Source organism: Sphingobium fluminis, from assembly GCF_037723805.1.
In the GTDB taxonomy this organism is placed as follows: domain Bacteria; phylum Pseudomonadota; class Alphaproteobacteria; order Sphingomonadales; family Sphingomonadaceae; genus Sphingobium.
The window spans coordinates 264,481-278,600 of sequence record NZ_JBBJUK010000005.1 but is presented as its reverse complement, the minus strand read 5'-3'; the positions used below and the strand labels follow the sequence as shown (position 1 = coordinate 278,600).

The window sequence follows — 14,120 nt, the reverse complement described above, 5'->3', positions numbered from 1 at the left end:
CTTGGCGATTTTGGGCGATTCCGGCCGAAAAACCGGCACTTATAGCTCGCATGAAATGATTGAAGTATTTGTGGTTTATCCTTACCAATGATCTCTGTCACGCTTCATAGACTCGAAGGCCAGCGTGTCGGCACTTCGGTGTGGCCTGTCTGGGGGATGTGCGCGAGATGCTTGGTGCACGATTTGAAATTCCTTTGCTGGGGGGATGGGGCAAGGACTCGAACGGCGACGCGACGGTCGCTCCCGATGTTCGCCGCCAAAAACAGCAGAACCGGCTGCGTAATTCGTCGATTCTGGCGAATCGACTTACTATTGAGGGGCTCGAACCCCGCGTACTGCTATCGGCCGACGCGGCGCCCATTTCCGGGTCGATCGATGTTCCGGGCGAAACCGACCAGTTCGTCTTCCAGCTCACCCAGCCCAAGAAGATCTATTTCGACTCGCTGACCGATACGTCACTGACATGGTCGCTGTCGGGACCAAATGGAACGCCGGTGTCCGGCCGGGCCATCGGCGCGTCGGACTCCTACGATATCGCCGGATCGAATGTCCTCGACCTCAAGGTCGGCGAATATACGCTCACGGTCGACGGGGCCGCAGACCGGACCGGGGCCTATTCCTTCCGGCTGCTCGACATCGCCAACGCGCAGGACATTGCGCTGGGGCAAAGGATTGAAGCGACCAATCCGGGCAAGCAGACCGATCTCTACAAATTCGACGTCATCGCCGGCGATACGGTGTTTTTCGACACCCACACCCTCTCGGGCCAGACCGTGTCCTGGCGCCTGATCGGACCGGACGGCGAAGCGATCCGGGGACCTGATGGATTTTCCGATTCAGGGGCGATGTCCATGACCCGCGCCGGGACCTATACTCTGGCGGTCGAAGGCTATGACGCGAACAGTTCGGCCTATGACTATGCGTTCACGGTCTCCCGCGTCGAAACGACCCAGGCCACGCTGTCGATCGGCGACACTGTCCTTGGCAAAATCACGGGCGCCGGCAACAAATCCGTCTACGACTTCGATCTGTCCACCGACACGCGCCTGCTGTTCGATACGCTGCTGCGGTCCGATAGCTTCCGATGGACGCTCAAAGGCCCCAACGGCACGCTGGTCAACCAGCGACTGTTTCAGTCGAGCGACCTGGTCGACAATCAGCCGCCGCTGCAACTGGCGGCCGGCCATTACAGCCTCACCGTGTCGGCGGATGGCGACCGCACTGGGGATTTCGCATTCCGCCTGCAATCGATGGCAGTGGCAACTCCGCTCGTCATCGGCTCGCCGGTCGACGTCGTCCTGGACGATGGCGGCGCGCAGGCCGCGCGCGCGAGGCCGGATGGCGCTCCGATCGATTATGCCGGCCTGCCGGGCGCGACCAACTATGGGTGGGATGCGGTGCAGGGCGGCAGCCTCACCGTTACAGACGCCACACTGGCGGACGCCGCAAACCTGACCCTGGAAGCCTGGGCCAATGTGGGCGACCATTATGGGTATGACGGGCTGGTCACCCGATCCACCGACTCGAGCTTTCAGGACGGCTACGGGTTGGTTCAGGTTGGGCGGTCCATCCGCTTCTACATAAACAATATCAATTCCACCTATGTCGAAGCGGTAATGCCGTTCGGCGACTGGCATCATGTCGCCGCTACCTTCGACGGAAGCGCGATGCGTCTGTTCATCGACGGCGCGCTTGCGGCGGAAACGGCGTTCGCCGGCACGATCGCGCCGATCGCGGCTCCGCTCGTCATCGGCGGCGGGCCGCTGGACAGCCGCCGCTGGCAGGGCAAGCTCGATGAGGTGCGCGTGTGGCGGAACGCCCGCAGCGCAGGCCAGATCGCCGCCGGATATACATCGCCACTTACTGGCAGCGAAGCAGATCTGGCCGGCTATTGGCGGTTTGACGAAGGCCGGGGCGCGACGGCGGCAGATCTGTCGCCGAGCGCCGCGCTGGCTACGGCATCGTTAGCTCGGGCGACCGGGAGTCGTATTTTCTCGTTCGATGGGACGAAGGGCGATCATATCTTCCTCGATCTCGCCTCGCGCGTGGGCGCCGAATTCTATGCCGCCGTCTATGGCCCCGACGGCCGCCAACTGATTGGCCCGACCTATCTTGGCGGCAATCTCGACCTGGACGAGCTGCCCGCGACCGGGACCTATACCGTCGTCGTCGATGGTCGCTATTATAATGTGGATACGGCCAGCTTCACGCTGGCGGCGCGCACGATCACGGACCCTGTAGCCGCCATCGCTTTGGGCGAATCCGTGTCCGGGACGCTGGGCCTGGCGGAGCGGCGCAACTTCACCTTCACGCTGGCGCAGGCCAAGGCGCTGCTGTTCGATTCATCCGTATATGACGGCAGCATTTCCTGGTCGCTTACCGGGCCGCGCGGCACCGAAGTGTCCAACCGTGCCTTTGCCTTTTCGGATTCCTTCGGGATATCGGGCTCGACCCTGCTCGATCTGCCGGCGGGCGATTACGTCCTGACGATCGATGCCGGCGACAATAGCGAACGCGATTATGGGTTCCGCCTGCTCGATACCGCAAGTGCGCCGCTCATCGCGCTGGAAAGCGAGATAGCGGGCGAATTTCAGCCCGCCAACGAAACCGACATCTACCGGTTCAACGGCGAAGCCGGCGATGCCATCACCCTTCAGAAAATCACCGGCGCGAACTCGGGCAACGCCAGCTGGCGGCTGTATGACGCAAACGGGCGGCTGGTCGACGGGCCGAACGGCTTTTATACGGACGGCGATTTCACGCTGCCGATGACAGGTGTTTACACGCTCGCGCTGGAAGCGCAGGCGTGGCAGACCAGCCCGGAATCCTACAGCTTTCTGCTCCACCGGACGGGCAATACCCCGCCGCCCGACCTGTCGACGGGCACCCCCCTCACGCTCGGCGACACGGCGACCGGGACGATCTCGGGCGCACCGGCAACATTCACCTTCACGGTGGATTCCGCGCGCACGATCTATTTCGATTCGCTGACGCCCGACACCGGCAAGAGCTGGACGATTACGGGTCCCGACGGGGCCGTATCTGACGCCCGCAGTCTCTATTATTCGGAATCGTCCGAAAATAGCGGCGTCGTCGTCTATCGCCTGCCGCGCGCAGGAACCTATCAGGTCGCGATTTCGGGAAGCGATGGCGATTTCCGCTTCCGCTTGCTGGACCTTGCGGCCGCGACGGCCGTCGCAATCGACGGCCCCGTTATGCAAGGGACGCTCAGCCCGGCCAATTCATCGCAAATATTCAGTTTTGCCGGAAATGCGGGACAATCGGTCTTCTTCACCGGCCAGACCGACAGCTATGCCGGTTACCGCATCATCGACCCTTATGGACGCCAGTTGAGCGGCACCACCGGCTTTTACAATCGCGCGCTCACCCTGCCCGTCGCCGGCACCTATTCGCTGATCGTCGAGGGCCGCGTCTGGAACAGCGGCGCTGCGGAGGATTTCAGTTTCGCGTTGAACGAGCCGCAAGACCCGCCCGTGCTGGCATTGCCGCTCGATACCGCGACCGAAGGCTCGATCGCCCATCCCGGCGACGTGCAAAGATATCAGATCACCCTGGCGTCCGACACCACGCTCATATTCGATTCCCTGACGGCGGACGGCGAAATGCAGTGGTCGCTTTCCAGCCCGCAAGGCGATTTCGGGAACGCCTTCTATTATTCTGACAGTTTCGAGGGCGGCACGCTCCAGCCGATGCGCCTGAACGCGGGAACATATGAATTGGTGGTGGAAGGCCGCAACGGTCACACCGGCGACTATGGCATGCGCCTGCTCGACACGCTCAACGCCACGCCGCTGACGCTGGGCGACGTCCGGATCGACGGCTCGCTGACGCCCAGTCGCGAAACCGACCTCTATGCATTCGACGCGACGGCCGGCGATTCGATCGTCTTCACCCGGTTGGCCAATGCGTCCAATGCCAGCATGCGCGTACTCGACCCGCAGGGCCAGGACCTGTTCGGTCCCGCAGGCCTCGCGAACCGCCAGTTCGTGGCGTCGGCAACCGGTCGCTACACCATGCTCGTCGAAGGCCGGGTGTGGGACGGTGGCGCAGGCAGCGCCTATGCCTTCACGCTCGACAAGCGGGTCGATCCGGCCCCGGTGGCGCTGACGCTGGGAGCCACGACCACCGCCGAGGTGGCGCAGCCGTTCCAGAAGACCCGTTTTACCTTCACGCTCGACGCCGCGAAGCGTCTTTATTTCGACTCGCTGACACCGGACGGCTCGCTGGCATGGACATTGACCGGTCCCACGGCGACGCGATCGGATACGTTCTACTATTCCGATTCTTCCGAGAATCCCAACGACCGGGTTCTCGATCTTGGTCCTGGAACCTATGAAATCAGCGTCACGGGCTCCAACGGCTATGTCGGGACCGGGGACTTCCGCCTGCTCGACCTCGCCATTGCAACGCCCATAGTCCAGGGCGCGCGGATGTCGGGCGACCTGAACCAGGCGCGCGAGACGGACGTCTTCACCTTCCTGGCCACGGCCGGCGAAAAACTGACCCTGCGCAGCTATGTCTCGACCCCCTACGCCACCCTGCGCCTGATCGATCCGGACGGTCGTCAGGTGTCGATTACCGATGTCGGCAACCAGAGCTTCACACCCACGCGGACGGGCACATACACGCTGCTGGTCGAAGGCCGGGTATGGGAAGATGCCGCGACCGTGCGGCCTTATGATTTCGCGCTGTTCGCGTCGGCCAATGTCCTCGCGGCGCTCCCGCTGAACGGGCAGGCCATCGCGTCGCGGCAGGCCCCCGGCAAGGTCGGCACCGCCATCGGGCTGGACGGTCACGAGCAGATCCAGGTCCTCGACCCGGCGCTCGACCTGCGCAGCGACGTCACGGTCGAATTCTGGATCAACCCGGATCGCATGCCCGATAGCTGGGTGCCGATCATCTTCAAGGGCAGCGAAACGAACGAGCGCAGCTACTCGCTGTGGCTCAACAATAATGGCTATATTCATTTCTCCAGCCACCGTGGTGGCGCCAACGACACCATAGAAACCGCCGCCGGCTCGGTCGCCTCCGGCAAATGGACTCATGTCGCCGCCGTACTTTCGCGCAGCACCGGCACGATGCAGCTCTATCTGGACGGCGTTCTCGCCGTGGAACGCTCGGTCAGCGGCGATGCCGCATCAGGCTCCGCCGACTCGCCGCTCTATATTTCCGGTACAAGCCAGATCGACGAGAGTTACGGCAAGTTCGAAGGCCTGCTGGACGAAGTGCGCATCTGGGGCGGCGCGCGATCGGCGGCAGACATCGCCGCCGACAAGGATGGCGCGGTCGCCGCCAATGCGCCGGGCCTGCGCCTGCGCCTGGGTCTGGACGATCTTGCCGCCAACCAGACGACCGACGCGGTTTCCGGCAGGGCGATCGCGATCCTGAGCGATTTCGACGGGCTCCAGGGCGTCGCCGAAGGCCGGCTGTCGCAGCCGGGAGAAACGCACAGCTATAGTTTCACGCTTGCCGCCCGGACGCTGCTGACCTTCGACGCGCTGCACGATAATGATCGCATGGTCGCCACGATCAAGGGGCCGGGCGGGCTCGTCGTCACCCGGAATCTGCGAAACGGCGACAGTTACGAACTGGGCGGCGGTAACCCCGTGTTCGATGCGGCTGCCGGCGACTATATGGTCACCATATCCAACAGCGCGCTCGACCCGGGCGCCTATGCCTTTCGCATCGTCGACCTCAGCCTTGCCCCTGCCCTGCCCGTCGATACCACCGTATCGAACCGCATCGCCGCCAGCGAGAATGGGGCATGGCGGATATCGGTCGCGTCCGGGGACAGGCTGTTCATCGACGCGCAGGCTTTCGGCGCATCGGTCGATCGCGCCACCTTCCGGCTGATCGATCCGAACGGCCGGCAAGTGCTGGGGCCGGTTAACTTCCAGGATATCGACACCGGGCCGCTGGCGATCGGCGGCACCTATACGTTGCTGCTCGAAGGGCGCTCATGGCGCAGCTGGCCGATTCCCTATCGTTTTGCGGTCTCCTCGGTCGCCAATCCGACGGTCACGCCCATAACCCTCGATGGGCCCAACCCCAACCCACCTTCGACAATGGCCGGCGTGAACGGCAATGCGCTGTCGCTGAACGGCGCCGATCATGTCGAGATAGCCGACAGCGCCGCCGTTTCCCCGATCGGTTCGTTCACGCTGGAAGGCTGGTATCGGCTGGAGCGGTATAGCGACAGCTGGCATGTGCTGGCGATCAAAGGCGACGACCAGAACGTGACCGTCCCCTACGCCCTGTGGCTCAGCAACAGCGGCGAGCTTTACGCATCGGCCGGCGATGCGGGCGGCAACCAGAGCATCCGCACGGGTGGCGGCGCATTTACGCTGGGCGAATGGGTCCATGTCGCGATGGTGGCGGACCGGGCGGGGGGTACGTTCAAACTCTATGTGAACGGGGTCGAGAAAGCCTCTCGCACGCTGACCCGCACCATCAACACGGTCAGCACCGACCCCCTGCTCATCGGCATGCATCCGGGCACCTATCCCGACGCGGGGCCGATCGAGGGTGGCGTCGACAGCTTCCGCCTGTGGGACGTGGCGCGATCGCCCGATCAGCTGGTCGCCGATATGGCCGCGCCTCCGCCCACCGGCACCGCCGGGCTGATCTATGCGCTCGACTTCGAATCGACCGCTTTGTCGGGTAGCGCGGTGCTCCGGCAGCGCAACGCCAATGGCGTGACCGGCCGTATCGACCGCGCGGGCGAGGAGGATGTCTACACCTTCTCGCTCACCAACGAGACGTTCGCGCTGTTCGACAGCCTGACCGCGAACGGCGACATTCGCTGGTCGCTCGAAGGACCGGAAGGCAAGATCGTCGATCAGCGCGGCTTCGCCAGCAGCGATCAGGCCGATATCGGCAGCAACCCCGTTCTGAAGCTGCGGGCCGGCGACTACAGGCTGACCGTCGACGGCACCGGCGACGCCACCGGCTGGTATAATTTCCGGCTGACCGACCTTGCGAGCGCGCTGCCCCTGACGCCGGGCACCGAAGTGGCGGGCGACCTGTCCCCCGCAAACGCGACGCAGGCCTATAAATTCAGCGCCAGCGCCGACGACATCTATTATCTCGATGGCCTTGCCGCGATCAATGACGTGCGCTGGCGGCTGATCGATCCGTTCGGCAATATGGTCTTCAACTCGCAGGGACTGTCGGACATTGACGGGCTGAAGCTGACGAGCAGCGGTACGTACACGCTGCTGCTGGAAGGGCGGGTCTATCAGAGTTCGAACGCCAGCTATCGATTCAACCTGATCCCGTCCGGTGGCCAGACCGAAGTGCTGGCGCTCGGCGCGAAAATCGACGGCGCAATAGCGCTCAAGGGCGAGACGGACAGCTTCACCTTCACGCTGGCGGATCGCAAGCGCGTCCTATTCGATTCGCTCAGCAATTCTCCGGGCATCAACTGGACGCTTAAGGGACCGAGCGGGCAGGTCGTCACGAGACGCGCCTTCTCCAATTCCGACAGCATCGATTTCCCCGGCAATCCCGTACTCGATCTGCCGGCCGGCGACTGGACGCTGACGATCGACGGCAATGGCGAAGCGACCGGGACCTATGCATTCCGCCTGCTCGATCTTGCGAGCGCGGGCGAGACGCTGGCGGCCGACGCCACCTATACCCGCGCCCTGACGCAGACGGGTCGCGAAACCGATATATTCCGTGTCGACCTGACCGCCGGCGATCGCTTCGCCTTCCAGCCGACCGGCGGTCCCAATGGCGACGTGCGCTGGCGGCTGATCGATCCGCTGGGGCAAGTGCTGTTCGGCCCGTCCGATTTTACCGACACCGGCTTGCTGACGGCAGGCGTGACCGGAAGCTATGCGCTGCTGGTCGAAGGGCGCAGCGGATCGGGCGCGGACGTCAATTACGGCTTCACCTTCGCCCTGCCGACCGCGACGGCCTTCAACGGCCAGACGGCGCAGACGTTCGACGCGACCGGTCTGCCCTTCGTGCTGACCAATCACCGGGGCGAAGCGGCGCAATTACTGGCCGAACCCAATGGCAATTTCGTCCGGCTGACGGACGCACTGCATGATTTCGTCAATAATTCGATCGCGTTCGCAGCGACCGCTACGGGCAGGCAGGACAGGGTCGAGGCGAGTTTCGATTTCCGGCTGGCGCGCAAGCCCGGACAGCCGACCGACCCCGACGGATTCGGCTTCGCCTGGCTGCCGGTCTCGCTGTATGGCGCGGCCGGCGCCGGCCCCGCATTCGGCGCGGAGCCGGCTATCGCAGGCGCGTTGGGGATCGGCTTCGACGCGCTCAACAATGGTGAAGTCAACGCCAATCACCTGTCGATCTATTATGACGGCGCCAAGCTCGCGGACGTCGCAGATCCGGGGCTGACGCTGGCGAATGGCGACTGGACCACCGCCCGGATCATCATGACCCGCGCCAATGGCGGCGCGCTGGTCACGGTCGAACTGACCGGCATTGGCGGCATCACCAAGACAGCGGTGGCGGACTTTTTCGTCGGCGGACTGGAGCTTGCCGCCGGGCGCATGCAGATCGGCGCGTTTCAGGGCAATTCGATCGGCAATCAGGATTTCGACAATTTCGCCGTGGCACAAACCGCCGCCGCGTCGCCGCCGGCCCCGGCCGACCTCGGCCAGACGATCACCGGGACCGTCGATCAGGCCGGCGCCGTCTACCGCTACAGCTTCACCGTCAGCCAGAAAACGCCGGTGGTGTTCGACCCGCAGAGCAATAACGGCCAGTTGCGCTGGAAGATTACCGGCCCGACCCTGACCGGCGGCCCGGCCAGCTTCACCAGCACCGACGGCGAAGAAAATGGCGGCAACCCGGTGATGATGCTGGAGCCGGGCACCTATGAGGTCGCGATCTCCGCGGCCGGGGCCAATACCGGCAGCTATGCTTTCCGCTTGTTGTCGCTGCTCGACGCAACGCCGCTGACGCTGGGCACCGCCGTCGACCTTACGCTCAGCCCCGGCAATGCGACGCAAGCCTATCAGTTTACCGCGACCGCCGACCAGAAGCTGTTTTTCGATCATCTGAGCGGGTCGGGCCAGCCATCTTGGCGCCTGATCGATCCCCTGGGTCGCATGATATTCGGCCCGCGCGGCGTCGGCGATCTCGAAGCGCCGATGCTTACCATCGACGGCACCTACACACTGCTGGTGGAAGGGCGGATCTGGAGCGGGGAGCCCCAGACCCTCGGCTTCCGCGTCAACGCCATGGTCGACAGCGAAGTCGCCGCAACCCTGGGCGCTTCGATCTCGGGCAGTCTGGCCAATGCGGGCGATCGCAACAGCTACCGCTTTACCGTCGATTCGGGCCGCTATCTGCTGTTCGACAGCCTGGCCAACACCAACCAGATCGGCTGGACCCTGACCGGCCCGTCCGGGATCATCCAGCAGCGCAATTTCCAGAATGCCGACGCCTTCGGGCGCGGCGACGCGACCGGCTTTTTCGCCACACCCGGGGATTATATCGTCACGGTCGATGCCGGCGGGGACGTGACCGGCGATTACGCGTTCCGCCTGCTCGACCTTTCCGCCGCGCCCGCCCTGACGCTCGATGCCGAAACCAGCGGCCGGCTCGATCCGGCGAACAGTACGCAAACCTATACATTCACCGGCGCTGCGGGCGACCGCATCCTGTTCGATGCGCTGTCCAACACCGGCTATGGCACATGGCGGCTGTTCGATCCCTATGGCAATCAGCTATTCTACACCAATTACGACACCGACGCCGGTCCGGTGGAGCTGCCGCGGGACGGGACCTACACGCTGCTGGTGGAAGGCCGCATCGACGAGGTCAATCCGGTCGATTTCCGTTTCCAGGCACTGCGGATCGTCGATCTTGCCGACGCGCTGACGCTTGGCCAGACCTATTCGGGCCAGTTCACCCAGCCGGCGCAGACCACCTCGCTCAGCTTCCATCTCGATGCATCGACCCAGCTTTATGTCGATGCGCTGACGCTCGACGGTGCGTTGAGCTGGTCGCTGTCGGGGCCGCGCGGGGTCGAAGCCGCGCGCAATTTCCTCAGCACCGATTCCTACGCCACGAGCGACGCCAATCTCGCGATCGTCGCGCCGGCGGGCGATTATGTTCTGACCGTGACGAACAGCGGCACGGCCCCGCGCGGTTTCGACATCGCCGTGCGCGATTTGGCCAAAGGCACGGCGATCGACCTTGGCATCCCCGTGACCGGTACGCTCAGTCCCGGCTCGGAAACCGAAGTGTATAATTTCTCCGCCACCGCCGGCGATCGGGTGTATTTCGACCGGCAGCAGCAGAGCGGCGGATCGATCCTGTGGCGCCTGATCGCGCCCAACGGACGGGAATTGTTCCGCACAGGCTTCGCCGACGTGGACTCATTCGTGCTTCCCGATACCGGGACATATGCCCTGCTGATCGAAGGCTATATCTACGACGCGGCCAGCGTATCGGCCTTTGGCTTCAACCTGTTCGAAAATCCGGTGATCGCGCCGGTGCGCATCAACTCGCTAGAAGTGGTGCCCGCACCCGACCTCGTGGCCACCGACCTGGCGGTCAGCGCGGTCGGGCCGCTCCAGTCCGGCGCGGCCATCACGCTGTCGTGGAACACGCGCAATCAGGGCGACCGGCCGGCACCCGGCGTCTGGGCCGACCGCGTGATCGTGCGCAATGTAGACACCGGCCAGATCATCGGCAATTTCCTGGTCGACGATAATGGCGGCGCACTCGATCCCGGCGGCGTCCGGGCGCGGCAGACCAGCTTTTCGCTGCCGGTCGGCAATCGGGGCGCGGGCAATCTGCAATTTTCGGTGGTCAGCGATGTCGCCAATGCGGTCGCCGAGGAAAATGCGCAGGGCACCGGCGAAACCAACAATATTGCGACACTGGCGGCGGTTTCGGCGCTGGCGCCGTTCGTCGACCTTACCGTATCGCCGCTGACCGTCGCGCCGGCTTCGGGCTGGCAGCCGGGCGACCCCGTGACGCTGAGCTGGACAACGCGGAACGACGGCAATCAGGATATCGCGGTCGATTTCAAGGAACGGCTGTCGCTGCGCAACACGATCACCGGCGAACAGATGGCGGTCCTCGACCTGCCCGTAGCCGGCGGTCTGGCGGCGGGCGCCAGCCACGCAGGCACGCACATCTTTACCTGGCCACAGGGCCTGCTCGGCCAGGGCCAGTTCGAATTCGTCGTCACCACCGACATTCTCGATCAGGTTGTCGAGGCCAATGACGCCGCCACGGGCGAAACCAATAATGCCGCGTCGCTGACGGTCACGTCCGCGCCCGATCTGGTGATCCGCGACATCGCGCTCGGCACCGCAAATCCGTCAGCGGGCGACAGCGTTACGGTTAGCTGGACCGAATTGAACCAGGGGACCGCCGCGACGCTGGGCGGCTGGAACAACCGCGTCCTCGTCCAGAATCTGACCACCGGCGAAACATTGCTGGACAGCAGCGTGACCACGACAGACGCTTTGGCTGTCGGCGCCAGCCGGCCGCGCAGCTTCGTCTTCGCCCTGCCCAATGGCATTCGCTCGGTCGGCTCGGTCCGCGTCACCGTGATCGCCGACGACAAGGCTGGCGGCAATGGCGGCACGGTCCGCGAAGTAAACGACCTCGTCTATGCCGAAGGAAACAACGCACAGGCGGCAACGGTCGCGGTCGCGGCCAAATCCTATCCCGACCTTCGCGTCAACGGCGTGACGGCCCCTGCCTCGGCGCAGGGCGGAACGGACATCACGGTCAGCTGGACCGTCACCAACGCCGGGGTCGCCATCGACACCGCGCCCGCGGGCTGGGTCGACCGCGTCATCCTGAGCACCGACGCCATTATGGGCAATGGCGACGATATCGCACTGGGCAGTTTCACACAGACCACCCCGCTCGCCGCCGGTGGCAGCTATGGCCGGTCGGGCCTCGTCCATCTGCCGGGGACAGTGACGGGCACCTACAAGATTTTCATCGTCGCCGATCCCGACGCCGCCATCATCGAGCCGGATACGAGGGCCGACAATATCGGCGGCCCCGCCACCATCGCGCTCGACTCGCCCTCCCCCAACCTTGTCGCCGAAGCGGTGTTCGGGCCGACCGGGACGGTGTTCGGCGGCGATCCCTTCACCGTGTCGTGGCAGGTCCGCAATACGGGCGAGGTCGCCGCCCCCGGCGGTCATATCGACCGCATCCTGCTTTCGGCGGATGGCGTCGCCGATGGCGGCGATATCCTGCTCGGCGAAGTCACCCGCAGCGGGACGCTGGCCGTCGGCGCGACCTATTCGGCATCCGCGACTGTCGCGCTCGCCAGTGGCCTGACCGGCGATTATCGCATCATCATCGTCAGCGACGCCGGCAACACGGTCTATGAAAGCCTGCGCGAAGCCGACAACGCCTTCGCCTCCGCGCCGGTTCATTTCGCCCGCGTGCCAGCGGCCAATCTCGTCGTCGAGGACATTGTCGTTCCGCCCGGCGCGGTGCCGGGCCAAAGCGTCGAGATCAGCTACAGGGTGCGCAACGCCGGTCAGGTCGCCTCAACCGCGCCGTGGAAGGACCGCATCTATATCGACAGCGATGCGACGGTCAGTGGCGCCAGCGCGCTCGCGACGGTCGCGCGTAATTTCAGCCTGGGCGTGGGCGAAACCTATGTCGTGCGGCAACTGGTCACCATCCCGGCGGATTTGCCCGACGGCAATTTCCGCGTCCTCGTCCGCGCCGATGTCGACGGCCAGGTGTTCGAGGACGGCGTTGAGGGGGACAATGACAACGCCAGCCCCGCCCTGCCACTCACTCACCCGGATCTGGTGCCAGGCGGCGTCGCTTTTAGCGGGACGCCAGCGTCGAACACGCCGATCACAGTGACGTGGCAGGTTCGAAACGACGGCACCGGTGCCACGCTGTCCGGCTGGACAGACTCGATCTGGCTGTCGCGCGACGGCGTGGTCGATGCCGATGACGTCAAGCTCGGCGAGCTGTCGGCTGCGGCCAACCTTGCCGCCGGCGCGGCTTATGCCGGCGCGCTACAGGTCGTCCTGCCCATCGACGCCCAGGGCGACTATCGCCTGATCGTGCAGACCGACAGCGACGCCGCCGTGGTGGAAGGCACCTCTGGGGAGGCGAACAACATCGCCTCCACCGCCTTGTCGGTCACCCTGTCCGAATATGCCGACCTTGCGGTGAGCGACGTCACAGCCCCTGCCCGCACCATCGGCGATCCGGCGCGCGCCACGGTCGGCTGGACGGTCACTAACAGCGGCACCGGCGCGGGTTTCACCGGCAACTGGACCGATCAGGTGATCCTGTCGAGCGACGCGATCTATGGCAATGGCGACGATCGCGTCATCGGCCAGCTGGCCCATAGCGGCGGGCTGGCGGTCGGGCAAAGCTATCAAAGCAGTCTCGACCTCATCCTGCCGCCCGCCTTTTACGGCCGCTATACGCTGTTCGTGCGCAGCGATGCGACCGATCAGGTGTTCGAAAATGGCAATGACGCCAATCGCGGCTTCCTGCCGGGCTTTTTCGACGTATCGCCGACCCTGTGGGCCGATCTGGTCGTCCCGACCGTGTCGACCGCGACATCGGCGTTATCGGGATCGAAGGTCGCCGTCACCTGGTCGGTCGCCAACCAGGGACTGGGCCTGACCAACAGCGCCGCCTGGGCGGATCAGGTCTATCTGGAAAAGACGGACGGAACCGGCCGGGTCCTGCTGGATCAGGTCAATCACCTTGGCTTCCTCGCGGCCGGCGACAGCTATCAGCGCACCGAAACCTTCACCCTGCCGCAAGGGATCGAAGGCGATTATCGCATCGTCGTGATCGCGCCGGGCGGAGAAAATCCGAACAGCTCGCCCTATGAATTCGTCTTCACCGACAATAATAGCGGTACATCGGCGCCAATTACGATCAGCCTGACGCCGCCGCCCGATCTTGTCGTCACATCGATTTCGGCCCCGGCGAACGGTATCGAGGGCGAAGTCGTCGACGTCGAATGGACGGTCAAGAATCAGGGTCTGACCGACGCGCCCGGCACCTGGGTCGACAAGGTCTATCTGCGCAAGGCAGGCGATGCCGGTGCCGGCACGCTGATCGGTTCCTACACCTTCACAGGGCCCCTCGAAGCCGGC

At 64.6% G+C, this 14,120-nt stretch carries 1 protein-coding gene (running past one end of the window); it reads left to right on the top strand.

The window, feature by feature from the left end; genetic code table 11:
* Nucleotides 1–140: 140 nt before the first annotated feature.
* Nucleotides 141–14,120: the 5' end (the start) of a putative Ig domain-containing protein gene (locus WG907_RS14610; protein WP_340233916.1), read on the top strand. The gene runs 23,181 nt beyond the window's last position; only the first 13,980 of its 37,161 coding nucleotides appear in the window; the start codon lies at nt 141–143; its stop codon lies beyond the right edge, outside the window.